Origin of the sequence: Actinomarinicola tropica (genome assembly GCF_009650215.1) — a bacterium.
Taxonomy (GTDB): domain Bacteria; phylum Actinomycetota; class Acidimicrobiia; order Acidimicrobiales; family SKKL01; genus Actinomarinicola; species Actinomarinicola tropica.
This window is the reverse complement of sequence record NZ_CP045851.1, coordinates 775055-799087: the sequence shown is the minus strand read 5'-3', so window position 1 is coordinate 799087 and position 24033 is coordinate 775055. Positions and strand designations below refer to the sequence as shown.

Below are 24033 nucleotides of genomic sequence, written 5' to 3'. Positions count from 1 at the left end.
ACAGGCCGCGGGCGCGGCCTCTAGCGTCATCGGCCATGAGCGATCAGGGCGACGGCGGCAGCATCCCTCCCGGCGACGAGGCACGGCGCGAAGCGGACTCCGACCGGCGGTGGTGGTGGGCGGCCATCGCTGCGCTCGTCGCCGTGATCGTCGTGCTCCTCGTCGTGCTGCTGGTGCAAGACGGCGACGACGAGGACGACGCCGGCTCCAGCACCACCACGTCGTCGACGACGACGAGCAGCACCTCGTCCACGACCTCGTCGACCACCTCGACGTCGACGACGACCGCCCCGCCGACCACCACCACGGCGCCCAACACGACGACCACCTCGGCCGTGACACCGGTGACCGCCGACCCCGCCCAGTGCGCCGAGGCCGGCAGCGACCCCGGCGACCCCGACCCCGCGGCCCAGGCGGTCTTCATCGCCTGGACCCGCGGCGACACGGCCTGCGCCGACGAGCTCATGACCGACGACGCCCTCACCGAGCTGTTCAGCCGTGACGGGTCGGGCGCCGCCGACGTGTTCCAGGGGTGCTTCGAGATGGACGAGCCCGACCCCCACATCGACTGCGCGTTCACGTACCCCGGCGGGTCGACGCACTACATGATGAACGTCAGCCCCACCGACGGCTGGCAGGTGTTCGACGTGTACCAGGTAGCCGACTGACTGGGACGACCCGAGCTCAGGCGCCCACCACCGAGAACCCGAGCGCCCGGGCCGCCTGAGCCTGACGCACGTCGAAGGTCAGGAACGAGATCGCAGTCCCCACCCTGCTCGCAGCCCCCAGGTGCAGCGCATCCAGCGTCCGCACGCCGGTCTGCTCGGCGATCGTGGCCGCCAGCTCGCAGGTCGCGGCATCGAGCTCGACGATCGACACCGCCGTCAGATCGGCGGCGAACGCGGCACGGGCGTCGGTGACCGCGGTCGGCTCGAGCAGTCGCGCCAGGTTCCGCCGCACCTCGACCACCGTGTGGCGACCGGTGATCAGCTGGCGATCGCTCGTGAGCAGCTCGACCGCCAGGTCCGAGTCCGCCTCGTCGACGTACCGCTTCAGCAAGGCGCTGGTGTCGGCATAGAGCGTCACTCGCTGCGGTCCTCGTCCAGCACCTCGAGCACCGAACGCACGGCCCGGTGTCGGCGCACCGGTCCCAGCCCCTCCGACGTCGCCGGCGTGAGCCACCCGGCGGCCGCCGCCGCATCCAGATCCACCTGACCGATCGGCGGGCCCAGCACCGCGACCGGCTTCCCCCGGTCGGTGACCGTGATCCGCTCCCCCGCCGCGGCCCGCTGCACGTACGCCGACAGCTTGGCCTTCAGCTCCCTGATCGCCACGTCCATGTAGTCACACTACCGACGCTCGTGACCACATCGATGAGCCGATCAGCCGGTCGGCGGCCCTACTCGTCGATGCCGAGCAAGCCCTCGATCCGGTCGGCCGACATCCCGACGGCACCATCCGGCGGTCGCATCGCCCGCATCTCGCGCAGAAGGGCGATCAGGTCCTCTCGTCGGGTGGGGTCGTCGAGCGCCTCGCGCGGCGTCAGGCCCCCGAGCGCCGGCACCGGCTCGTCGACCCACCGCTCCTCGTACTCCGCCATCTGTGCCGCGACCACCTCCTGGACCTCCGCGGGTAGCTCGTCCCACGCCGGCCCCGGCGACACGTCACGATCGGGCGGGGCGTCCCGGAGATCTGCCTCCTCGTCCTCGACGACGACGTAGTCGAACACCCCGTCCAGCGTGGCGAGGATCCGCTCCTGGCGTTCCACCGAGGTCGACTCGACGACGAGCACCCCCTCCTCCATGCGGACCGTGCCGCGCACGATCCGGTCGCCGCCGTCGACGGTGGCCATCTCCCGCCAGAACGGCTCCTCGCCGGCCCGCTCGAAGGCGTCGTCGAGCGCGGCCTCGACCACCTCCGAGGCGACATCGCCCACCAGCTCGCAGACCGTGAGGCGAAGGACCAGCTCCTCTCCCTCACGCGTCTGGAGGCGGGGCGGGAGGAACAGCGATCCGAACCACGACGCGAGCCCGTCCGCGTCGACCCACTCGTCGAGCACCGCCAGCACCCGCTCCCGCTCGCGCAGCGGGACGACCACCGGGACACCGAACATCATCCGCCCGCCCGCGACCTCCGCCACCCGGGCCAACAGCAGCTCGCCCACCTCTCGACCACGTGTGCCCGCCCGCTCCCGCACGACCACCACGTCCCCCGACCCGGTGTCACGCAGCGTCAACGACTCGTCGACCACGACCTCGACGATCTCCCACACCCGGCGAGGCTCGACCAGCATGACCTCGATCAGCGCCACCTCATCGGCCTCCAGCAGCACCCCCCGCTGGGCCAGGTACGCATCCCCCAGCCCGCCCTCGTGCAGAGCGACGTCGACGAGGAACGGGTCGAACAGGAACCGCTCCATCGCGCCCAGCACGTCGTCGTGCCCGTCCGAGGCCGAGAGCGCCAACCCGACGCGCACCGGGTGCCCGTCCGGGCCGAGGGCGAAGTGGCCCAAGCGCTGCAGCACCAGGGGCACCCGGGCGGCCAGACCCGAGACGGCCGCCGCACCGCCACCCGCGCCGCAGCACTTCTTGAACTTGCGTCCGGACCCGCACGGGCACGGGTCGTTCCGGCCGGCCGAGGGCACCAGCGCCGCACGCCGCCTCTGCTCGTCCTCGACGAGCTCGACGACGCCCAGCTCGACGTCGGCACCTGCCACCAGCGACCGGGCCCGAGACACGTTCCCCCGATCCATCTCCAGCACCGCCAACGTCGCCGCGGCACCCTCGAGGTCAGGTGCGGCCGCCACCGCCGCGTCGAGACGTGCGACGGCGCCCTCCGGATCGCCGGCGCGGAGCCGACCGAGCCCGGCCAGGGCGACAGCCGGAGCGGCGTGGCGCCCCGACGTCGTCCCCGCCAGCTCGTCGGCGAACTCTGCGACCAGGGTCGCCACGTCCTCGTGGACGTGGGCGAACGCTGGCGCCACCATCCCGTGGCCGAGGTCGTCGGCCAGTGCGGCGCCGTCGACCGGCTCGGCTCGCAGGTACAGCCGCCAGGCCGCGTCCACCCGGGCGTAGGCCCGATCGCAGCACCCCTCGAGCCCGTAGCGGCGGCGCACCTCCTCGTCGCGGCCCGCGGCCCGCTCCTGGCGGGTCCGCCACGGCTCGTCCGCCCGTCCCCACTCGTGGCCGCGTCGCTCGTAGCCCGCCGCGTCGAGCAGCTCGCCGAGCGGCGGCACCGGGCGACGGAACAGCGACGCATCGCGAGCCATCGCCTCCATCACCACCGGCGTCTCCTCCTCGCCGCGCCCGGCGCCGATCCAGTTCGCCGCCGCGCCTCGTAGCGCGTCGATCTCCGCGGCCCCGTCGCCCAGCTCGGCCTCGTCGACGACCTCGACCGACAGCACGCCGTCGGTGCGGGTGAACGCGAGCAGGTCGCCCGGCTGCACCCGCTCGATCCACCCCTCCGGGCCGACGATCGACGGCGATCTCGGATCCGAGTCGTCGGCCACCACACGACCGCTGGCATCGTCGAGCAGCAGGCCGTCCCGACGGTCGAAGAGGACCACCGAGAGGTCCGGCATCTCCGCCACGGCACCCGCGACGGCCTCCTCCTCGGTCACCCGGTGGGTGAGGGTCATGCCCGTCTCGAGGAACGTGCGGGTGAGGACGACCTCCCCGTCGCTCGACTCGTCCCCACGGGTCCAGTAGGCATCGGACCGGCTGATCACGTCCTCGACCTCGTCGACGGGGCCGAACCCTTCGTCGTCGAGCTCGTCCACGAGCAGCCCCGTCGCGACGGCCCGCTCGGCCAGCTCCCGGAGCGTCATCGGCCTCTCGGCGAGCCACCCGTCGATCGCATCCGACAGTTTCACCACACCACTATCGCCCGTCACCCGCCTGGCCGACGACCACGCGGAGCGGGGCGACCGTCAGAGCCTCTCGGTAACCTGGGGACATCGCCGTGGCACCGGCGCTCGGAGCCCGCAGCTCCCTCCAGATCTGACGACGACGGAGCCGAGCGATGGCGATCACCGAGAAGTCCCGACACGAGCTGTACCGCCGCCTCGAGGAGATCCTCGGGCCCGACGAAGCGACCACGCTGATGGAACACCTCCCGCCGGTCGGCTGGGCTGACGTCGCCACCAAGGACGACCTGCGCTCGCTCGAGAGCCGCCTCGACGCCCGGATCGATGTCCTCGACGCGCGCATCGACGTGCTCGGATCGGAGCTGCGAACCGAGATGGCCATCCTCGGATCGGAGCTGCGAACCGAGATGGCGACGCTCGGTTCGGAGCTGCGGACCGAGATGGCCAACCTCTCCACCGAGCTGCACTCCACCCTGCGCACCAACGCCTACCTGACGATCGGCTCCATGGCCGCTCTCGTCGGACTGATCAGCGCCGTCGCCACGCTCACCTGAGCCGAGCTCAGCGGCCAGGTGACCGGGGCCAGGTGCCCTCACGCCAGGCGCGCCACGCCTCGGTCGACCCCAGCGCCCACGCCACGAGCACCGGCTGGAAGAACAGCCGGGCGAACCGCTTGGCGTCGGTGTCGAGCCCGAACCCGTCCTTGCCCTCGACCCACTGGGCGACGTTGCCGGGGAAGATGATGACGAAGAACGCCGCCACGATCGTGCCGACCAGCACCCGGTGGCGCGGCAGGCCGATCAGCGCGGCGCCGAGCGCCAGCTCGACCACGCCCGAACCCACGACGACCAGGTCCTCGTCGAGCGGGAACCACGCCGGCACCTGCGCCTGGAACTCCTCGCGCTGGGTCGTGAGGTGGCCGGTGCCGGCCCCGAGCAGCGCCCCACCGAGCAACCAGCGCAGCAGCGTCCTCACCGTCGACCCTCGGGACCTGCTCGCCATCGGCGTCTCCTCTCGACTCCGGCATCATGCCCGCCGGTGGGGCCTACCGGTCGATCGGGCTCCACCTGTCGAGTCCGCCGGGACTCCGCTCGCGGGTCCGCCCCATCGAGAACTCCACGCCCTCGGCGAACGTGTTCTCCCGCTCGCGTCGCCGAGCCGCCAGCTCGTCACGGCTCGGGTAGCGGCCGTTCGCCCACCCCGCTGCTGCCCGACGGCGCCGACGCCGCAGCGCACGCGCTCCGGTCACGACCACCGCACCCGCCACCGCCACGACCCCCACCGGCACCATCGTCCCATCATGACCCCCGGGCCGGACGTCGGTGCCCCTGAGTAGCCTGACCGTCCCACGAGCTGTACCGCCGCCTCGAGGAGATCCTCGGGCCCGACGAAGCGACCACGCTCATGGAGCACCTCCCACCGGTCGGCTGGGCCGACGTCGCCACCAAGGACGACCTCCGCAGCCTCGAGACACGGCTCGAGGCCCGGATCGACGTTCTCGATGCTCGCCTCAGCGTGCTCGGATCCGAGCTGCGCACCGAGATGGCGAACCTCTCCGCCGATCTGCACTCGACGCTGCGCACCAACACGTTCCTCCTGGTCGGTGCCATGGGAGCGATCGGCGGGCTCTTCACCGCCGTCGCCACTCTCGGCTGAGCCGCGGCTCAGGCGACGATCGAGCGGTACTCCGCGAGCAGCGCGGCGCTGGTCTCGTTGCCGAGGATCCCCGCCTGCATGCGGTTCATGACGTAGGCGAGCGTGATCCGGTTGTCGAGGTCGTTGAGCACGATCGAGCCGCCCCACCCACCCCAGAAGCAGCACCGCCCCGACGCGATCCCGAGCATGTCCGCGGGGTTCGCCAGGGCGTAGCCGATCCCGAACCGCACCGGCAGGCCGATCGCCAGGTCCGGCCCGTCCGACTGCGGCTCGAAGATCCGCTCGATCGTCGCGGGCGACAGCAGCTTCACGCCCGAGGCCACCCCGCCGTTCGACACCGCGGCCTGGATCGTCGCCACCGAGCGGGCGTTGCCGTGGCCGTTGGCGCCGCCGATCGTCGCCGCCCGCCAGCCGTCGGTGTTCGCCGTCTCCGCGCCGGCGCCCGGGGTCATGAACGTCTTCATCGCCACGCTGTCGAGGTCGGTCACGGCGTCGGACGCCGGCAGCTCGACTGGCGGTGGCGGGATCACCGGGGCGATGCGGCCGTGCTCGCTGGTCGGGCAGCCGATCGTGAAGTCCGCCCCGAGTGGGCCGGCGACCTCCTCGGCGAAGAACTCCTTGAGCCCCCGGCCGTCGACCCGGCGGATGACCTCGCCGATCAGGTGCCCGTAGTTGAGCGCGTGGTAGCCCGATGCCGTCCCCGGCTCCCACCACGGCTCCTGCGCGGCCAGGTGCGCGGTGGCCCTCTCGTCGTCGAAGAGGTCCTCGACGCCGAACGGCGCGGCCCAGCTCGACACGCCCGAGGTGTGGCTCATCAGGTGCCGGACCTCGATGTCGGCCTTGCCGTTCACGCCGAACTCGGGCCAGTAGGTCGCGACCTTCTCGTGCGGGTCGACCAGCCCCCGGTCGATGCACATCAGCGCCGACAGCGCCGTCATCGTCTTGGTCGTCGACCAGACGTTCGTGATCGTGTCGGCCTCCCACGGCCGGGTCCGGGCCTCGTCGGCCCAGCCGCCCCAGCAGTCGGTGACCACCTCGCCGTCCACCGCCACCGCCAGCGACGCCCCGAGGTCGTACCCGCTCTCCAGCTGCCGCTCGACGATGTCGGCGAGCCCCTGGAAGCGGGGATCCGTGTTGCCCGTCAGCCCCGTCATGCCCGGGACGCTACTGGCGCCCGTGCGCGCGCCGCTCGGGCGCCCGACTTTGTGAAGGATCCGACAGGGATGCGCTGTCGGATCGTTCACAGACGCGGGTGTGATGGTTCCGGGGGTCGGGCTCAGGCGTAGGTCGCGAGGGTGCGCTCGAGGTGGGCGACGCTGTCGGCCAGTCCGCCCGGACGGCTGCGGTCGAGCCACGCCTCCCGGTAGGGCTCGATCAGCGCCGCCAGGTCCGCCCGCAGCTCGTCCGGTGCCGCGCCTCCGAGCATCCGCAGCGCGCCGTGTCGAGCGAGGCCGATCGCGACGTCGAGCTCGGCCACGATCGTGCCGCCGTCCGCCGCGGTCGGCCGGGCTCGAGCCAGCTCATCCCGCGCCCGCTCCAACGTCACGATCACCTCGCGCACCGCGTCCGGGTCAGCCGTCCCGCCGACCATCAGGCCGTGGTGCGGGAACAGCGCCGCGCACAGCGGACTGGCGTTCCGCACCACGGCGCCGGTCCGACCGTGCACGGCGCCGATCTCGTCCAGCACCCGACCGATCGTCCCGGTCGCATCGCCCGTGACGGCCCGGTCGACGACGGCGGCCACGTCGAGGTCGGCGTTCGTCTCCGCGCACCACGCCACGGCACCGCCGTACAGCCAGGCCGGGTCGCTCACCGACGGCGGCTGGTGGTGCCCGCCGTCGCCCCAGTCGGTGACGAGGAACCCGCCGACCCCGGCGGCGGCCCCCGCCCGCGCCGCGTCCAGCAGGTTGGCCCGGGCGTCGTCGAGGCGACCGACGAGCGAGTTCCACGACGACGTCCCGGGCACGACCCACGTGGCGATCCCCGAGTCGGCGAACGGCGCCAGCCGCGACGCGAAGTCGGCCGGCTCGGCCAGGTCGATCCCGAGGGCGTCGAGCAGCGCCGCCTGCCGGGGCCGCAGCTCCGGCACCGGCGCCCCGGGAGGGTCGTAGTTCCACACCAGCGCGGTCACGTCGCCCTCGGGCAGGAGCGCCCGGGCATCGGGGTGGTGCGCCAGCACGTCGGCCCACACCTGCACCGCGCACCCGTGCTCGAGCAGCGGCCGTACGAGGCGGGCGAGGTGCTCGCCGTAGACGATGCCGAGGCCGACCTCCGCCACCCGACTCGCGCTCGCACCGCGCCCGAGCTCGAAGGTCTCGTCGCAGCCGATGTTGACCGTGCGGCTCCGCACCGCCGCCATCTGCTCACGCACCAGGTCGAGCGCGAACGCCGCGTTCTCCTCCGTCGGCGCCAGCACCCCCGGCGGCCAGCGCACGCCCGGCACGATCTCCACCCCGTCGGGGCACTCGGCCCGCGGGCGGTACCGGTCGAGCGCCAGCCACCGGCCCATGTGCCCGAACGAGTTCTGGTTCGTGACCAGCTCGATGCCGTGCGCCTCGCACAGGTCGTCGAGCCACTCCATGTCGGAGACGGTCAGCGGCGAGGCGTCGCGCCACACGTCCTCGTGGTCGCGGTAGGCGAACGTGTGCTCGACGTAGAGCTGGAGGTGGTTGTACCGAGCGGCGGCGAGGATGCCGACGAGGCGCTCGAGGGTCGACCGGGTCGGCACGCGGTCGCGGCTGACGTCGAGCATCGCCCCGCGCACCGCAATGTCCGGATGGTCGCGGATGTCGACCGCCGGCAGCGTGCCGTCGTCGGCCCGCAGCTGGTCGAGCGTCTGCTCGCCGTAACGCCGACCGTCGTCGTCGGCGTGGGTGAGGACGGCGCGGTCCGCCGTGACGTGGACCTCGTAGCCCTGCTCCGGCAGCGACGGGTCGTGCACGACCTCGACCGGCGCCGAGCACCGTACGTCGGCATCGAAACGGTCGACGTGGCGGGGCTGCGGGAACAGCTCGTCGATCTCGCTCATGCCGACATCCGCCGCACGAACGTCAGCGCACCCGACCGCTCGGTCGGCCACTCGACGAACCCCATGGCCCGGTAGAAGCCGATCGCCCGCTCGTTCGCCCGGCTCACACCCAGGTGCACGCCCGTCGACCCCGCCGCGGCGAGCTGGTCGAACAGCCGCTGGAGCAGGCGCCGACCGAGCCCCCGACCCTGCGCCACCGGCAGCAGGTCGACGTGCAGGTGCGAGGGGTGGTCGACCAGGACGTCCGGTGCGGTCGACCCCGGCTCGTGGATCCGCCGGACGAGCGCCGCCTCGGGCGCGTCCTCCGGCATCGAACCGAGCGGGAACCGCTCGCGCAGCGCCGGCCACCACCGCTCCTCCGCGACGGCCTCGAAGGCCGCCGTGTCGAGCGCGCCGAGCACGTACCCGACCGGCCGGTCGTCACCGTCTGCCACCACGGTCGCCAGCTCGGACTCCAGCGCCAGGTACGGCAGCAGGTAGATCTCCGAGAGCAGCCGGGGGTCCAGGCGGAACACGTCGGTGGCGTCCTCGCCCGACGCACCCGTGCCGAGGCACACGGCCATCAGGGCGTCCTCGTCGCCGGGCCGGTAGGGGCGTAGCTCGAACCGCTCGCCGTCGGGTCCCGAGCGCACGTCGTCCATCCACGCGACGGTATTGGAGCCACCGACCACGCAGGAGCCTCGATGACCTCGTCCCGCCGCGACACCGGACCGACCCTCGCCGAGCGACTCGGGTACCGACCCGACGACCGGGTCGTGATCGTCAACTGCGACGACCTCGGGTCGAGCCACGCGGCCAACGACGCCATCCGCCGCTCGATGGGCGACGGCGCCGCCAGCAGCACGACGCTGATGGTGCCGTGCCCGTGGGCGGCGCACGCCGCCGCCGACCCGCCGGGCGAGGACGTCGGCGTCCACCTCACACTCACCTCCGAGTGGGACGGCTACCGGTGGGGGCCGATCACGCCGGGCGCCTCGCTGCTCGACGCCGAGGGACGGATGCCCCGCACGATCGAGGAGGTGTGGGCGCAGGCCGACCTCGACGAGGTGCGGACCGAGCTGCGAGCCCAGGTCGAGCAGGCCCTGCGCTGGGGGCTCGACGTCACCCACCTCGACAGCCACATGGGCACGGTCCAGCTCGACGCCCGCTACTTCGACGTCTACCTCGAGCTCGCCGTCGAGCTCGACCTGCCGATGCGGCTCTCGGGCTGGTCGAGCGAGAAGCTCATCGGCTTCGAGTTCCGGCAGCGCACCGCCGATGCGGGTGTCGTGGCGCCCGACCACCTCGTCGGCAAGGACGTCCTCGCCAGGGCCGGCGACCTGCGCCCCGGCGTCACCGAGCTGTACCTCCACCCCGCCACCGACACGCCCGAGCTGCGGGCCCTGGCCCCGGACAACCCCCGCCGGATCGAGGACGCCGCGATGCTCGCCCCCGGCGGCCCGCTCGCCGAGACCCTCGAGCGCGCCGGCGCCCACGTCATCAGCTACCGAGCGCTACGCGACCTCCAGCGCGCCGGCTGACGCACCCAACGCCCGTGGCCGAGACGCGGCGCCCGTCGCTAGCCTGAGCACATGGCCGTGCGACCGGCGCTCGGAGCTGCAGCTCCCTCCAGGACCTGCTGACGACGGAGCCGAGCCATGGCGATCACCGAGAAGTCCCGACACGAGCTGTACCGCCGCCTCGAGGAGATCCTCGGGCCCGACGAAGCGACCACGCTCATGGAGCACCTCCCACCGGTCGGCTGGGCCGACGTCGCCACCAAGGACGACCTCCGCAGCTTGGAGACGCGCCTCGATGCTCGCATCAGCGTGCTCGGCTCCGAGCTGCGGACCGAGATGGCGAACCTCTCGGCCGAGCTGAACTCGTCTCTTCGAACCAACACGTTCCTCTTGGTCGGCGCCATGGGAGCGATCGGTGGGCTCTTCACCGCCGTCGCCTCACTGACCTGAGCGATCGAGACGCGCGAGCCCGCCGCGGCCCTCCTCCAGTACGGTGTACAGGAGCGCGTCGCGCCCGCAGCCGCGGGCACACGGGGACCAGCGCTGACGAGCAGGGGGACCGCCGAGATGACCGACACCACCGCCGACCCGACGTCGGGTCGACGCACCCGCGACGAGCAGCCGATCTTCGGCGACACGCCCGAAGGCAGCCACATCTGGCAGCGCGTCCCCTACGACCCGGATGACTACGGCCCGGTCGAGGACTACCGCACCGACTTCGACCACGCCTGGCCCGAGTACAACGCGACGGCCCCCGAGGTCTGGAAGGAGCTGCGCGAGGGCGGCTGCCCCGTCGCCCACTCCGACCGCTACGGCGGCATGTGGGCGCCCATCACCCACGAGACCGTCCACGAGATCTCCTACGACACGGACCACTTCACGAGCCGCGCCGTCATCGTCAGCGTCGGCCGACCCGGCGACCTGGCCCTTCCTGCGCCGATCGGCGGCGCGCCGCCCATCACCAGCGACCCGCCCTTCCACGCCGTCGCCCGACGCCTCCTCCTGCCGGCGTTCGCCCCGAAGCAGATCGAGCCGTGGGAGGACGAGGTCCGCCGCCTGTGCGTGAAGCTCCTCGACGAGATGGGCGACATCACCCCCGGCGAGACGGTCATCGACGCCGCGGTGCAGTACGCCCAGCACATCCCGGTCAACGTCATCGGCCGGATGCTCGGCTTCCCGCCCGAGGACGAGGCGCTCTTCCGCAAGTTCGTTCACGACGCCCTCGAGCGCATCAACGAGGAGCCGGGCACCCGTGAGGGCCTGAGCGATCTCGGTGAGTACATCGGCCGCCAGATCGACGACCACCGTGAGAACCCGCGCGACGACCTCACGACCTACCTGCTGAACGTCGAGATCGACGGCACGCCGGCCACCGACGACATGGTCGGCGGCATGATCGTCCTGCTGCTCATCGCCGGCGTCGACACGACCTGGTCGGCCATCGGCTCGTCGCTGTGGCACCTGGCCCAGAACCAGGAGGACACCCAGCGCCTCGTCGACGATCCCGACGTGATGACGTTCGCGCTGGAGGAGTTCCTCCGGGCCTACGCACCGGTGACGATGGCCCGCCTCGTCGCCGAGGACATCGACTTCCACGGCTGCCCGATGAAGAAGGACGACTGGGTGCTCCTGCCGTTCCCGGCCGCCAACCGGGATCCGCTCCAGTTCGAGGACCCGGACACGTTCATCATCGACCGGGCGAAGAACCGCCACGCCGCCTTCGGCCTCGGCATCCACCGCTGCCTCGGCTCGAACCTGGCCCGACTCGAGCTCAAGGTCGCCATCGAGGAGTTCGTGCGGCGCTTCCCCGCCTTCGAGCTCGCCGGCGACGTGCGCTGGAGCGTCGGTCAGGTCCGCGGCCCGCGCGAGCTGCCCGTCCGCATCCTCCAGGTCGCCGACTGACCGAGCCCGTCGAGACCTTGCAGGTCTCTGAACGATCCGACAGGGATCCGCTGTCGGATCCTTCACAGACGCGGTGCGGGGCGCGGGCGACTCAGGACCCGGGCAGGAGCCGGTCGAGCAGCTCGACCCAGAGGCGCACGACGTCGTCGCGGTCCCGGCCGTGGACCGAGCCGAGCGCGTCCCACCCGTCCTGGCTGACCGCCACGTCGATCACCGCCACCAGGTCCTCGGCCGCCGCGCCCGAGAGCAGACCGAGCTCGGGTGCGAACGCCGACCGCACGTGGTCGGCGAGCCGTGCCCGCACCCGGGCCAGGTGCTCGGCCACCACGGGGATGAACTCCGCCCGCTGGCGAGCCAGCCGGGCCGGGCCCGCGCTCGCGGCGAACATGCCGACCCGGTCCTCGACGAAGGCGGCGATGCGCGCCGCCCGGTCGTGCGTCGCAGGATCGAGCCGGCGCAGCCGGGCGTCGACGACGGCGAAGTGCCGCTCGACGGTCTGGCGCCGCAGGTCGTCGACGCCGTCGAAGTAGCGGAACACCGACCGCACCGACACTCCGGCCCGTTCGGCCGCCCGCTCGAGCGTGACGTCGAGGATGCCCTCGCCGAGCAGCGAGACCATGGCGTCGACCACCGCCGCCCGGTTCCGCTCCCGCCGCTCCACCCGTCCGTCGACACGATCTATTGACATAGCAGCATGACATTAGTTCACTGACCGGGTGACCGCACGGACCGCGCAGTGACCCGACCCAGCCGCTTCGAGGGGCGGATCGGCCGCACGCTGGCCGACTCCGAGCCGTGGTTCGACGAACCGCCGCACCCCCGCGACGGCGCCCCCGACGTGGTGGTCGTCCTGCTCGACGACACCGGCTTCGCGCAGCTCGGCTGCTACGGGGGCGACGTCGCCACCCCGTCGATCGACTCGCTCGCCGCCGACGGACTGCAGTTCACCGACTTCCACGTCACGCCCCTGTGCTCGCCGTCCCGGGCGGCGCTGCTCACCGGCCGGGCGCCCCACGCCGTCGGCATGCGCACCGTCGCCAACCGGGTCGGCGGCTTCCCCAACCAGCTCGGCCACATCTCGAACCACGCGGCGACGATGGCCGAGGTCCTCCGCGACGCCGGCTACGCCACGTTCTGCGCGGGCAAGTGGCACCTCGCTCCGATCGAGCAGTGCTCGGCCGCCGGCCCCTTCGACCAGTGGCCGCTCGGTCGGGGCTTCGACCGCTTCTACGGGTTCCTCGACGGCGAGACCGACCAGTTCCACCCCGAGCTCGTCGCGGACAACCACCCGATCGAACCGCCGGCCGGCCCCGACGACGGCTACCACCTCTCCGAGGACCTGGTCGACCAGCTCCTGCGCATGATCTCCGACTCGGTCGGCGTGCGCCCCGACCGACCGTTCTTCGCCTACCTCCCCTTCGGCGCCACCCACGCCCCGCACCAGGCACCGCCCGCGCACCTCGAGAAGTACCGGGGGGCGTTCGACGACGGATGGGACGCCGCTCGCGAGCGGATCTTCGCCCGCCAGCTCGAGCGCGGCCTGCTCACCGAGGGCACGGTCCTCTCGCCCCGCAACCCCGGGGTCGAGCGGTGGGACGACCTCACCGACGCCGAGCGCGCCCTGGCCGCCCGGCTCCAGGAGGCGTTCGCCGCGTTCCTCGACCACACCGACGAGCAGCTCGGCCGCCTCGTCGAGGGGCTGCGCCGCCTCGGCCGACTCGACAACACCGTGCTCGTCGTCCTCGCCGACAACGGCGCGTCCCAGGAGGGCGGCGCGGTCGGCGTGCTGCACGAGATGAAGTGGTTCAACGGGCTCGTCGAGGACCCGGTCGCCGCGCAGGCGCACCTCGACGAGATCGGCGGCCCCCGCTCCCACACCAACTACCCGTGGGGTTGGGCGCAGGCCGGCAACACGCCGTTCCGCTGGTACAAGCAGAACACCCACGAGGGCGTCCACGTCCCGATGATCGTGCATTGGCCCGCGGGGATCGACGCTGACCAGCGGGGCACGCTTCGACACCAGTTCACGTTCGTCGCCGACATCGCCCCGACCATCTACGAGATCGTCGGCGTCGAGCCGCCCACGACGTTCCGGGGCCTCGACCAGCTGCCCGTCACCGGCCACTCGTTCGCCTCGATGCTCACCGATCCCGACACGCCGGCGCCCAACACGGTCCAGATCTTCGAGAACGCCGGCAGCAGGGCGATCGTCGCCGACGGCTGGAAGGCGGTCACAAAGCACGAACCGGGCGCCGACTACGAGACCGAGCCGTGGGAGCTCTACGACCTCCGCCGCGACCGGTCCGAGTGCCACGACCTGGCCGATGCCGAGCCCGGGCGCCTCCGCCAGCTGGTCGACCTGTGGTGGACCGAGGCCGAGCGCCACGGCGTGCTCCCGCTCGACGACCGCACGACCGGCCTGTTCGCCGCCCGCTTCCGTGACCGCTCCCCGCACCCCACCGATCGCCGCTACGTCTACCGCCCTCCGATGTCGCCGCTGCCGAGCCAGGCCGCGGCCCCGATCGGAGGACGCAGCTTCGACCTCACCGCCGCGGTCGACCTCGCGCCCAGCGACGAGGGTGTCCTCTACGCCACCGGCAGTGCCGGCGCAGGCATCTCGTTCTTCGTCCAGGACGGCCGCCTGGTGCTCGACTACAACGCCTTCGGCGCCCACACCGTCCTCGAGTCGCCCGACCGCCTGGCCTCCGGCCGGCACGAGCTGACGGTGCGGGTCCGCCGCCTCGACGGGCGCGCCGGCACCGCCACGCTCGCGGTCGACGGCGCCGACGTCGCCCACGCCGACCTGCCCCTCCTCATGCGGGTCATCTCCTCGGTCGGCCCGTCGGTCGGGTTCGACCACGGCTCCGCCGTCTCGGACCGCTACGCCGCGCCCTTCCCGTTCTCCGGCGACCTCCACGAGATCGTCATCCAAGCCAGCCCCGAGCGCCACGCCGACACCACCGCCGCCGAGGACCGCGCCGGCATGCACCGCCAGTGACCACCCGATCGACGACCACCAGGAGACACCCGTGAAGGTCCTTCGCACCCCCGACGAGCGCTTCAGCGACCTCGCCGACTTCCCGTTCGAGCCGCGCTACGCCGAGGTCACCGCTGACGGCCTCCCGCCGCTGCGGATGCACTACCTCGACGAGGGCCCGGCCGACGCCGCGCCGGTGCTGCTCCTCCACGGCGAACCGACGTGGAGCTACCTCTACCGCCACATGGTCCCGGTGCTGACCGCGGCCGGGCACCGCTGCGTCGTCCCCGACCTCGTCGGCTTCGGGCGCAGCGACAAGCCCGCCGACCCCGCCGACTACTCCTTCGCCCGGCTCGTCGCCTGGACCCGCGACCTGCTCTTCGACCAGCTCGACCTGCGCGACATCACCTACTTCGGCCAGGACTGGGGTGCGCTCGTCGGCCTCCGGCTCGTCGCCGCCGATCCGAACCGCTACGCGCGCGTCGCGATCGGCAACGGCGGCCTCCCCACCGGCGAGGGCACCCCCACCGAGGCGTTCCTCAACTGGCAGCGGTTCGCCGCCACGAGCCCCAAGTTCCAGATCGGGCGCATCGTCTCCGGCGGCACCGTCGGCGGGCTCGACGACGCCACGATCGCCGCCTACGACGCACCGTTCCCCGACGAGACCTACATGGCCGGGGCCCGCACCCTGCCGTCGCTCGTCCCCACCTCGCCCGACGACCCGGCCCACGCCGACAACGTCGCGGCGTGGGACGTGCTGCGCCGCTTCGACAAGCCGTTCCTCTGCACCTTCTCCGATGGCGACCCCATCACCAAGGGCGGCGAGCGGGCCTTCATCGGCCGCATCCCCGGCACCGAGGGCCAAGCGCACACCACCATCGAGGGCGGCGGCCACTTCCTCCAGGAGGACCGAGGCCCCGAGCTCGCCCAGGTGCTCGTCGACTTCATCGCCGCCACGTGAGCATCGAGGTCACGCTCCTCGGCACCGGCAGCCCGCTGCCGTCGCCCGACCGGGCCGGCCCGTCCACGCTCGTCCGCACCGGCGACGCCACGCTCCTCGTCGACTGCGGCCGTGGCGTCGTCATGCGCCTCGCCGGCGCCGGCGTGCTCCCGATCGGACTGTCGGCCGTGCTGCTCACGCACCTGCACAGCGACCACATCACCGACCTGAACGACGTGATCACCACCCAGTGGGTGATGTCGACCGCGCCGACGCCGTTGCCGGTGATCGGGCCGCCCGGCACCGGCGAGGTGGTCGACGCCGTGCTGGCGATGCTGAGCCGCGACCTCGGCTACCGCCACGCCCACCACGACGACCTCCAGTACCCGCCGTCGCTCGAGGTGACCGAGGTGCGGCCCGGCGACGAGCTCACGCTCGCGGCGACGACCATCTCGGTCCACCGCACCGACCACCGCCCGGTCGAGCCGACCGTCGGCTACAGGATCGAGCACGACGAGACGGTGGCCGCGCTCGCCGGCGACTCGGTGCCGTGCCCGGAGCTCGACGTCCTCTGCGCCGGCGCCGACCTCTACGTGCAGACGGTGATCCGCGACGACCTCGTCGCGCTCATCCCGAGCGAGCGGCTCCACGACATCTGCGACTACCACTCGACGGTCGAGCAGGCGGCGCAGACCGCGGCCCGCGCCCGGGTACGCACGCTCGTCCTCACCCACTACGTGCCGGCGCCGGCCCCGGGCACCGAGGACGAGTGGCGGGCGCTCGCCGCCGCCCACTTCGACGGCGAGGTCGTCATCGGCCCGGACCTCACGTCCGTGATGGCCGGGCCACGCCCGTGAGCGCGCACCCGCAGCTCGCGGCCACGCCGTGGCCGGCCGAGGACGGCGGACCGCGCCGCCAGCAGCGACCCCACGGGATCCCCGGGCCCCGAGCCGGACGGGCCGAGCTGGCCGCCAGCCGCCTCGCACCCCTCAGCATCATGGCCGTGCTCGCACCCGACGACCGGGTGCTGCTCCTCCGCCGGGAGATCGGCGACGACGGACCCACGTGGGTCGAGGAGATCGACCCGGACTCACTCGAACCGGTACGACGCTCCCCCGACCTGCCGACCGGTCCGTTCTGGCCCGGCGGGATGGCGGTGCTCGCCGACGGCGCGATCGTCGTGGTCCAGGGCGCGTGGGCGCACCGACTCGCACCCGACCTGTCCGTCGTGCGGGCCCGCCGGCTGCCCGTCGACGCGCCGCACAACTCCTTCGTCGTCCTCGACGACGGATCGCTCGCCACCAAGGACCTACAGCGTCCCGGCGGTCCGCCGTCGACGCTGTCGATCCTCGACCCCGTGACCCTCGAAGACCGGGCCGCACCGCTCGTGCTGCCCGAGCCGAGCGTCGCCCGGCTCTCCGCCGACGGGAGCACGATCGTCGTCGTCGGCGTCACCGCGCTGCACCGCCTCGCGTGGGAGCCGGCCGCCGGCACGCTCGCCCCGGCCGCGCCGTCGGTCACCTACCTCGACGACGAGGTCCACTCGTTCGGGTGGGACCCGGTGGTCGACGCCGGAGCGATCTGGTGGATGGACGGCGGCGACCACACCTTCGCCGAGGGCATGACGATGCTCGGCAACGGCGTCGCCCCCGGGGCGAACCGCCTGTGGAGGTTCCCGCTCGACGGCGCGGCGCCGGCGTGGGTCGAGATCAGCGGCCGGCCGGGCGGTGCGGTCACCAACCCGCCGATCGTCGACCCGACCCGTGGGCTCGTCGTGGCGTACGACTCGGCCAACGGCGTCGCCGCGGCGTTCGACGTCGACGACCTGTCCCCGAGGTGGCGCACCGAGCTGCGCACCGCCCAGCACCTCGTCCTCTTCCCCGACACCGGCGAGCTGATCGCCGACGACCACGACCCGGCCACCGGCGACGCGCTCGTGGTCGTCGACGTGGCGACGGGCGGCGTGCGCACCCGCTGTGCCGTCGGGAGCCCGGCGCAGTCCGTCGTGTTCGGCGCCCCCGGTACCCGCCGGGACCACTACTTCGTGTCGTTGTCGACCGTCGCCCGAGTCACCTTCCACGACGCCTGAGCGCCGCTCAGCGCGAGCGGACGCGGAAGTGCATGTTGGTCGCCAGCGGCGTGTGGGTGACCGAGATCGTCTCGAGGTCGACGTCGGGCCGGCCCCGCAGGTCGAACATGCGGGTGCCGCCGCCGAGCAGCACCGGCGCCACGATCACGAGGATCTCGTCCAGCTCGGGCAGGTCGTGCCCGCCGACGAACGAACCGGTGCGGGCGTCCTCGGGTGCGCCGTCGGGGTTGGCGATCTTGGTGGCGTCCCAGTGGTCGCCGTGGGACTCGAGCACGAGCACCCCGTCGGTGCAGCCGAACACGGCGGCGTCGTGGGTGGCCAGCTCGCCGTACCACGTGGGTCGGCTCGACACCGCCGAGCCCTTCTCCGGCCAGGGACGGCGCCATCGGCACCCTCGCCGACGAGGCCGTCGTCCGCATCGACATCGAGGCCGGCACCTCGGCCATGATCCCGCTCCCCGCCGCCCTGGTCGCCATGGCCTTCGACGAGGAGCACGAGGTGATCGTCGCCCTCACCGACGACGGCCAGGTCCACCGGATCGACCCCGCCACGGGCGAGGTGCTCCAGTCCACCCCCGTCCTCGACACCATCGAGCTTCCCGACGGCCACGGCGGTCCGCCCGTCCCGACCGTCCTCGTCGCCGGCGATCGCGCCTACGTCACCGATCCCGACGGCGGCCGCGTCGTCGAGCTCGGCATCGCCGACGAGCTGCGCGTCGCGCGGGAGATCGCGGTGGGTGGCAACCCGGCCGGCGTCGCGGTCGTCGGGCTCGCGCCGACGACCCACGACTGAACCACGTGCTCGGACGCCGAGCGGCGCTGGCCCTGACGGTCAGCGCCGTCCTCCTCGTCGCCACGGCGTGCACCCGTTCCTCCTCCGCGCACGAGGAGGGGCGGGTGCCCACGGTGGCGGTGACCACCAACATCCTCGCCGACGTCACCGCGGCGATCGGCGGTGACGCGATCGAGGTGATCGACCTCATGCCCCCCGGTGCCGACCCCCACGGCCTCGCGCTGTCGGCAGCGGAGGCCGAGCGGCTGCTCGACGCGGACCTCGTGATCGCCAACGGGCTCGGGCTCGAGGAGGGCCTCGTCGACGTGCTCGCCGCGGCCCGCCGCGAGGGTGTCCCGGTGCTCGAGGTGGGACCGGCGCTGGACCCACTCGGCTACGCCGGCACCGTGGCCGCCCGCGGGCCCGACCTCGACCCACACGTGTGGACCGATCCGCGCCGTATGGCCACCGCGTCCGACCTCATCGGCGATCACCTGGCGGAGCTGGTCACCGATGCGGCAGCCGACGACGTGCGTGGCCGACAGGAGGACTACCGCCGACGGCTGGAGGCGCTCGACAGCGAGATCGAGGACATGGTGGGGACGATCCCGCCGGAGCGACGGCGGCTCGTCACCAACCACCACGTGTTCGGGTACTTCGCCGATCGCTACGGGTTCGAGGTCCTCGGCGCCGTCATCCCGTCCGGCAGCACCCTGGCGAGCCCCAGCGCGAGGGACCTCGCCGACCTCACCACCGTCCTGCGGACCTCCGACGTCCGGGCGATCTTCGCCGAGACGTCGCAGCCGACCCGGCTCGCGGAGGTCCTGGCCGTCGAGTCGGGTCTCGACATCGACGTGGTGAGCCTGCACACCGAGTCGCTCGGTCCGCCCGGCTCATCGGCGGACTCCTACCTCGGGATGATGCGCACGAACGCCGAGTCGATCACCGCCGCGCTCGTGTCATGAGCGGACCCCGGCCGGCCGACCGGCAGCTCGAGCCGCTCCGAGGTCCGCGTTGCCTCGACAAGGGTCCGAGCTGTCGAGGCAACGCGGACCTCACACCGGGCAGTGGGCGTAGGGCGGCGGACCCGACGGCGAGAGCGAACGGTTCCGCAGGTGCAGCCGGTAGGTGGCCAGCACACCCTCGGTCTGGGAGTTGTCAGGGTCCGTGACCGACCCCCAGAGGTAGAAGATCGACGCGCTCGACGGGGTCAGCGTGGCGTTCGGGTCGTTCTGCACGCTCTTCCAGGTGCTCTGCGCGACCGGGCCGCCGAAGAGGGCCGGATCGATCACCTCGGTGCGAGCCATGAAGATCCAGAGCCACCGCCGCACACGCAGCGTGGGCGCCACGTGCCAACCCCAGAACACCTCGCAGCTCGGGTTGTTCCGGGTCGCCGGACCCAACCACCCCTCGATCCACACCTTCCGGGGGCGCACGCTCATGCCCTTCATCAGCCGGGTCATCTCGTGCGCTCGGCCCCAGCAGCCGTCGTCCGGGTAGAGGAAGGGGATGCACGGCACCGGCACGTTCACCGGGTGGCAGCTCAACGTGTTCAGCGCGTCGAACACCTGACGGGCCTTCGCTCCCGACACCGGGAACAGCCACCACAGCAGCCACGACAGGGCGTCCTCCGAGAGGTGGAACACCCGCCGCACGACGGGGACGAGCGGTTCAGGCACCCACCGCAACCACCGGGGCAGCTGCTGGCGCACCGGCGGCGGCCACTCGATCTCCCACCTCGACGGGCGAACGTCGATGATGTGGTGCCGGTCGTCCTCGGTGACGACGAGCACCGTCCCGTCCTCGACCGATCGACGGAGCAGGTCTCGCATCCCCTCGTACCCGTCGGTGTCGGCACGCAGCAGGTGGCGGGCGTGCGACAGCTCGAGCTGCACGGCGACCACGTCCTCGTCGAGCGTCATGACCCGCGCCACCCGCGACACGTGCGGGATGCGCAGCTCGACCACCGCGCCCGTCGCCGCGTCGAGCTCGACGTAGGCGGGCCGGCGGAGGTCGCGCAGCCCGGCGAGGATCTCGGCGAGCCCGGCAGCCCGTTCGTCGGTCAGGTCGATCCGGGCCCGGCTCCCGTCGTCGAAGCCCACCGCGGCCCGCTCCTCCGGTCCCACCTCGGTGGGTACGGCGATGATCACGTTCTCGTCCGGCATGGCGCACCTCCCGGCGTCGACCCGCGCAGAACAGGACGTCGCGGAGGCCGCCCAGATACGCGCCGAGCCAGATGCGCGCTAGTCGACGATCAGGCCGAGCTCCCGCGCGACATCCGTCGCCGCACGTTCGGAGAACAGGTCGAGCGGACCGAGCGCGCCCGAACGAGGCGCCCACCCCGGTCCGGGGTTCGCCATGCTCCGGCGCGACGACCTGCGGCTGCTGCTCAACACACCGGGAGGAGGCGGCGGCGCCGGCCAACCCATGCGCGACGGCACGATGCCCGTACCCGGGGGCTGGAACCGCATCCAGATCGAGGTCGACGACCTCGACGCCACCGTCGACGCGCTGCGCCGCCACGACATCGCGCTCCGCAGCGAGATCATCCAGGGCAACGGTGGCCGGCAGGTCGTCGCCGACGACCCGTCGGGCAACCCGATCGAGCTGTTCGAGCCCCGACGCGGCGACTGAGGCGCGCCACTCGGGTTGGCGAGCGCCGCACGGTGGTACTGCGTCGGCCATGAGTGACATCAACGACGACGACATCACCCGCGACAAGCCCACCGAGGACGACGAGAACCTCGACACGGGCGGCCAGAGCGGCAAGGACACCGGCGACGAGCCGACCGAAGCCGACGAGAACCTCGACGGCGGAGGGGAGGGTCCGCTCGACACCGGCGACGAGGCCTGACCCCCGACCGTTGACCCACCACCACGACGTCCTCCAGCGCTGCGTCGGCGACACGGCAGCGTTCGCCGCGCAGCACTGGGGGCGTCGCCCCCTCGTCCTCCGCACCGACGACGTCCTCGCCGACGTCCTGTCGGTCGACGATGTCGACGCCGTGCTCATCAGCGCCGCTCGACGCCCGGAGATCCGCGTCGTGCGTGACGGCCGCACGCTGCCCGAGAGCGACTACTGCACGCCCGTCCGTCTCGGCGGTCGGCCCACCGAGGGCGTCGTCGATCCCGCCAAGCTCGCGGAGCGCTTCGCCGGCGGCGACACGATCGTCCTCCAGTCCCTCCACCGCACCCACCCCGCGGTCGGGCACCTCGCCGCCCTGCTCGAGCGCGCCATCTCCCACCCCGTCCAGGTCAACGCCTACCTGACCCCTCCCGGCGCCGCAGGGCTGCGCCCCCACGCCGACCGCCACGACGTGATCGTCCGGCAGCTCCACGGCACCAAGCACTGGCACGTCGCAGGGCTCGGCGAGCTCGAGCTCACGCCGGGCGACGCGCTCTACATGCCGACAGGCACCGAGCACAGTGCCCGCGCCAACGACGCGACGTCGTTGCACCTCACCATCGGCATCCTCCGCATCACCTACCGCGACGTGCTGCGACGGGTGCTCGACACCGTCGAGGCGCTCGACGACCCGTTGCCCCTCGGGTGGGCCGAGGGCGGCGACGACCTCGCTGACGGACTGGCGCCGGTGTTGCGGACGGTCGCTGCGCACCTCGACGCGACCGATCCCGCCGACGTCGCGGCCCACGAGCGCTCCCGCCGACGGGCCCGGCCCGACCACCGCGGCCGCCTCGCCGCGCTCGTGCACGGCGCCGCCCTCACCCTCGACGACGTCGTCCAGCTGCGTCCCGGCACCGTCGCCCGTGTGGCCGACGGCGACGACGCCCACCGGATCCGGCTGGTCCTCGACGACCGCACCCTCCAGCTGCCCGCCGTCGGTCGGGTCGCGGTGGAGAAGCTGGCGACCGGCGGACCTGTCCGCGTCGGTGACCTCCCCGGGATCGACGAACAGAGCCGCGTGACCCTCGCCCGGCGCCTCATCGTCGAGGGCATGCTCGCCGTCGTGCCGTCACCGCCGAGCTGAGGTCGGCGACCAACCGGCCGGCGCCTCGACGGTCAGCCGACGAACAGGACGTCGCGCTGCATCAGCATCTGCATCGGCGTGCCGAGGAAGCCCCCCTCGGCCGGTCGCACGGTCGCCACCGTCACCGCGCCGTCGGTCGTGACCTCGTCGAGCGACAGGACGTCGCTCATGGGCTGGGCCGTCACGAGGCTCTTGCCCTCCTCGAGGATGGCGCGGATCCGCTCGGCCTGCTCCTCGGCGGTGGCCTCGTCCGCGAAGTGGTGGGCGATGGTGACGACCGGCTCGCCGCCGACGATCGACCACCCGATGCCCACCACGTCGAACGACGCCGTCAGCCCCGGGCCGTCGGACCCGCCCGAGCCGCTGCCGGCTTCCTGGCTCCAGAGCACCGCGGCGTAGACGTCGGCGCCGTCGAGGGCCGCGGCGACCGCGGCGTGCGCCTCGTCGTCGGCGAGCGTGTCGAGGTCGTCGTCGAGCCAGCCGCGCACGAGCGCGGTGACCGGCGACGCGACGAGGCGACCGTCGTCGGCGGCCATCCGCAGCGGAGTGCCGATGGGACGCGCCGCGGTCGTCCCCTCGAGGTCGGACTCGTGGTCCTCGCCCTCGCCGGCGGTGACGATGTCGTCCTCCAGCTCGACGACGTCGGCGTCGTCGAAGACGTCGTCGTCGAGCCCGTCACCGCTCACGACGAGCACCCTCCGCGGCGGGAGGGAGGTCTCGGCGAAGGTCGACACGTCGGCGACGCTCCACCCGAGCTCGGCGGCGAACTCGTCGATCCGGCCCTGCGGCTGGAGGGTCTCGGCGATCGGCACGAACACGTCGGCCTCGCGGTCGGCGCCGGAGACGCCCATCAGCCACTCACGGACCGCGTCGGCGTCAGCGGGGTCCGGACGCTCGGCGCCGCTCAGCTCCGTGGCGGCGTCGAGGTCGGCGACCGAGACGATGGCGCCGGGCTCGCCCAGGTCGGGCAGCTCGGCGAGCGCGCCCTCCACCGAGAACCCGTCGCCCGCGGACAGCCCGTCGCCGGAGCCGCCGTCGTCGTCGCCGCACGCCGTCGCGGCGAGGGTGAGGGCGAAGAGAGGGATGAGGGCGCGGCGAAGCGTCGGCACAGGTCGTGGCTCCTGGGGTGGGACGGGTCCGACGGATGATGGCAGACCCGCCCACCCCAGGTGGTCAACGGTTCCCGCGGGAGCGGACCGAGTGGCCGGGGCTGAACCCCTGACCACGGGTGGGCGGCCGCCAGGAGCGGCCGCCTCGGTCCGGGCGCTGGGCGGTCACTGCGGCCCCGGTGCGACGCGCCTGGCGCGACGGGCCCGC

The 24033-nt window shown here is 72.9% G+C and carries 27 protein-coding genes; 15 read left to right on the top strand and 12 right to left on the bottom strand.

Annotated features, from left to right (window positions below; translation table 11 throughout):
* Window positions 1-35: 35 nt before the first annotated feature.
* Complete coding sequence (locus tag GH723_RS04060) at window positions 36-668, top strand: hypothetical protein (protein ID WP_153758447.1); 633 nt, start codon at window positions 36-38, stop codon at window positions 666-668.
* A gap of 16 nt (window positions 669-684) precedes the next feature.
* Here GH723_RS04060 and GH723_RS04055 read toward each other — a convergent pair whose 3' ends face one another.
* From GH723_RS04055 to GH723_RS04045, 3 genes are read right to left on the bottom strand one after another with little or no spacing between them, the layout of a single operon-like run.
* Window positions 685-1086, bottom strand: a complete 402-nt coding sequence (locus GH723_RS04055) for a type II toxin-antitoxin system VapC family toxin (protein ID WP_195210512.1) — start codon at window positions 1084-1086, stop codon at window positions 685-687.
* Window positions 1083-1340: a type II toxin-antitoxin system Phd/YefM family antitoxin gene (locus GH723_RS04050; protein WP_153758445.1), complete on the bottom strand. Its 258-nt coding sequence runs from the start codon at window positions 1338-1340 to the stop codon at window positions 1083-1085. The genes GH723_RS04055 and GH723_RS04050 overlap by 4 nt, the downstream gene beginning before the upstream one ends.
* Before the next feature lie 59 nt (window positions 1341-1399).
* Window positions 1400-3871: a YecA family protein gene (locus tag GH723_RS04045; protein WP_153758444.1), complete on the bottom strand. Its 2472-nt coding sequence runs from the start codon at window positions 3869-3871 to the stop codon at window positions 1400-1402.
* Window positions 3872-4020: 149 nt separating this feature from the next.
* On the opposite strand from GH723_RS04045, the gene GH723_RS04040 reads away from it, so the two are divergent.
* Window positions 4021-4419 (top strand): hypothetical protein, encoded by a 399-nt coding sequence (locus tag GH723_RS04040; RefSeq protein WP_153758443.1) that lies wholly within the window; start codon window positions 4021-4023, stop codon window positions 4417-4419.
* Between the two features lie 7 nt (window positions 4420-4426).
* Here the strand turns inward: GH723_RS04040 and GH723_RS04035 are convergent, their stop codons facing one another.
* Window positions 4427-4867 (bottom strand): DoxX family protein, encoded by a 441-nt coding sequence (locus tag GH723_RS04035; RefSeq protein WP_153758442.1) that lies wholly within the window; start codon window positions 4865-4867, stop codon window positions 4427-4429.
* A 43-nt stretch (window positions 4868-4910) separates the two neighbouring features.
* A complete protein-coding gene (locus GH723_RS04030) occupies window positions 4911-5156 on the bottom strand; it encodes a hypothetical protein (RefSeq protein WP_153758441.1) in 246 nt (81 codons plus the stop codon).
* A 113-nt stretch (window positions 5157-5269) separates the two neighbouring features.
* On the opposite strand from GH723_RS04030, the gene GH723_RS04025 reads away from it, so the two are divergent.
* Complete coding sequence (locus tag GH723_RS04025; protein ID WP_153758440.1) at window positions 5270-5521, top strand: hypothetical protein; 252 nt, start codon at window positions 5270-5272, stop codon at window positions 5519-5521.
* Window positions 5522-5529: 8 nt separating this feature from the next.
* Here GH723_RS04025 and GH723_RS04020 read toward each other — a convergent pair whose 3' ends face one another.
* The 3 genes from GH723_RS04020 to GH723_RS04010 all read right to left on the bottom strand — a co-directional run bounded on the left by GH723_RS04020 (window position 5530) and on the right by GH723_RS04010 (window position 9190).
* Window positions 5530-6675 carry a serine hydrolase domain-containing protein gene (locus GH723_RS04020; RefSeq protein WP_153758439.1) on the bottom strand — a complete coding sequence of 382 codons (1146 nt, stop codon included), beginning with the start codon at window positions 6673-6675 and terminating at the stop codon, window positions 5530-5532.
* A 122-nt stretch (window positions 6676-6797) separates the two neighbouring features.
* Window positions 6798-8549, bottom strand: a complete 1752-nt coding sequence (locus GH723_RS04015) for a glycoside hydrolase family 20 zincin-like fold domain-containing protein (RefSeq protein WP_153758438.1) — start codon at window positions 8547-8549, stop codon at window positions 6798-6800.
* Window positions 8546-9190: a GNAT family N-acetyltransferase gene (locus GH723_RS04010; protein ID WP_153758437.1), complete on the bottom strand. Its 645-nt coding sequence runs from the start codon at window positions 9188-9190 to the stop codon at window positions 8546-8548. The genes GH723_RS04015 and GH723_RS04010 overlap by 4 nt, the downstream gene beginning before the upstream one ends.
* 42 nt (window positions 9191-9232) lie before the next feature.
* Here GH723_RS04010 and GH723_RS04005 point away from each other — a divergent pair, with 42 nt between their 5' ends.
* The 3 genes from GH723_RS04005 (at window position 9233) to GH723_RS03995 (ending at window position 11950) form a co-directional block, all read left to right on the top strand.
* Window positions 9233-10069 carry a polysaccharide deacetylase family protein gene (locus tag GH723_RS04005; RefSeq protein WP_153758436.1) on the top strand — a complete coding sequence of 279 codons (837 nt, stop codon included), beginning with the start codon at window positions 9233-9235 and terminating at the stop codon, window positions 10067-10069.
* 117 nt (window positions 10070-10186) lie between these two features.
* Complete coding sequence (locus GH723_RS04000) at window positions 10187-10498, top strand: hypothetical protein (protein WP_153758435.1); 312 nt, start codon at window positions 10187-10189, stop codon at window positions 10496-10498.
* A gap of 117 nt (window positions 10499-10615) precedes the next feature.
* Window positions 10616-11950 (top strand): cytochrome P450, encoded by a 1335-nt coding sequence (locus tag GH723_RS03995; protein WP_153758434.1) that lies wholly within the window; start codon window positions 10616-10618, stop codon window positions 11948-11950.
* Between the two features lie 91 nt (window positions 11951-12041).
* On the opposite strand, the gene GH723_RS03990 is transcribed toward GH723_RS03995, so the two are convergent.
* Window positions 12042-12638 carry a TetR/AcrR family transcriptional regulator gene (locus tag GH723_RS03990; RefSeq protein WP_153758433.1) on the bottom strand — a complete coding sequence of 199 codons (597 nt, stop codon included), beginning with the start codon at window positions 12636-12638 and terminating at the stop codon, window positions 12042-12044.
* A gap of 48 nt (window positions 12639-12686) precedes the next feature.
* Between GH723_RS03990 and GH723_RS03985 the strand changes: the two genes are divergently transcribed.
* Genes GH723_RS03985 through GH723_RS03970 form a run of 4 tightly spaced genes read left to right on the top strand, consistent with a single transcriptional unit; the run spans window position 12687 to window position 17956 of the window.
* A complete protein-coding gene (locus tag GH723_RS03985; protein WP_153758432.1) occupies window positions 12687-14948 on the top strand; it encodes a sulfatase-like hydrolase/transferase in 2262 nt (753 codons plus the stop codon).
* Window positions 14949-14979: 31 nt separating this feature from the next.
* On the top strand, window positions 14980-15888 hold the full coding sequence (locus GH723_RS03980; RefSeq protein ID WP_153758431.1) for a haloalkane dehalogenase: 909 nt from the start codon (window positions 14980-14982) through the stop codon (window positions 15886-15888).
* A complete protein-coding gene (locus GH723_RS03975) occupies window positions 15885-16724 on the top strand; it encodes a ribonuclease Z (RefSeq protein WP_153758430.1) in 840 nt (279 codons plus the stop codon). The genes GH723_RS03980 and GH723_RS03975 overlap by 4 nt, the downstream gene beginning before the upstream one ends.
* Window positions 16721-17956, top strand: coding sequence for a hypothetical protein (locus tag GH723_RS03970; protein ID WP_153758429.1), 1236 nt, complete (start codon window positions 16721-16723; stop codon window positions 17954-17956). The genes GH723_RS03975 and GH723_RS03970 overlap by 4 nt, the downstream gene beginning before the upstream one ends.
* 7 nt (window positions 17957-17963) lie before the next feature.
* On the opposite strand, the gene GH723_RS03965 is transcribed toward GH723_RS03970, so the two are convergent.
* Entirely contained in the window at window positions 17964-18308 is a 345-nt protein-coding gene (locus GH723_RS03965; protein ID WP_153758428.1) for a hypothetical protein, read from the bottom strand.
* A 92-nt stretch (window positions 18309-18400) separates the two neighbouring features.
* Between GH723_RS03965 and GH723_RS18425 the strand changes: the two genes are divergently transcribed.
* Window positions 18401-18748 (top strand): YncE family protein, encoded by a 348-nt coding sequence (locus GH723_RS18425; protein ID WP_195210511.1) that lies wholly within the window; start codon window positions 18401-18403, stop codon window positions 18746-18748.
* 5 nt (window positions 18749-18753) lie between these two features.
* A complete protein-coding gene (locus tag GH723_RS03960) occupies window positions 18754-19692 on the top strand; it encodes a metal ABC transporter substrate-binding protein (protein WP_195210510.1) in 939 nt (312 codons plus the stop codon).
* Between the two features lie 90 nt (window positions 19693-19782).
* Here GH723_RS03960 and GH723_RS03955 read toward each other — a convergent pair whose 3' ends face one another.
* On the bottom strand, window positions 19783-20892 hold the full coding sequence (locus GH723_RS03955) for a protein-glutamine glutaminase family protein (protein ID WP_153758427.1): 1110 nt from the start codon (window positions 20890-20892) through the stop codon (window positions 19783-19785).
* Between the two features lie 88 nt (window positions 20893-20980).
* Between GH723_RS03955 and GH723_RS03950 the strand changes: the two genes are divergently transcribed.
* Genes GH723_RS03950 through GH723_RS03940 form a run of 3 tightly spaced genes read left to right on the top strand, consistent with a single transcriptional unit; the run spans window position 20981 to window position 22716 of the window.
* The gene (locus GH723_RS03950; RefSeq protein WP_324248608.1) at window positions 20981-21361 is read left to right on the top strand and encodes a VOC family protein; all 381 of its coding nucleotides are present in this window, start codon (window positions 20981-20983) and stop codon (window positions 21359-21361) included.
* A 49-nt stretch (window positions 21362-21410) separates the two neighbouring features.
* Complete coding sequence (locus tag GH723_RS03945; protein ID WP_153758425.1) at window positions 21411-21581, top strand: hypothetical protein; 171 nt, start codon at window positions 21411-21413, stop codon at window positions 21579-21581.
* A gap of 10 nt (window positions 21582-21591) precedes the next feature.
* On the top strand, window positions 21592-22716 hold the full coding sequence (locus GH723_RS03940) for a JmjC domain-containing protein (RefSeq protein ID WP_153758424.1): 1125 nt from the start codon (window positions 21592-21594) through the stop codon (window positions 22714-22716).
* 32 nt (window positions 22717-22748) lie between these two features.
* On the opposite strand, the gene GH723_RS03935 is transcribed toward GH723_RS03940, so the two are convergent.
* The gene (locus tag GH723_RS03935; protein ID WP_153758423.1) at window positions 22749-23825 is read right to left on the bottom strand and encodes a hypothetical protein; all 1077 of its coding nucleotides are present in this window, start codon (window positions 23823-23825) and stop codon (window positions 22749-22751) included.
* Between the last annotated feature and the right edge of the window lie 208 nt (window positions 23826-24033).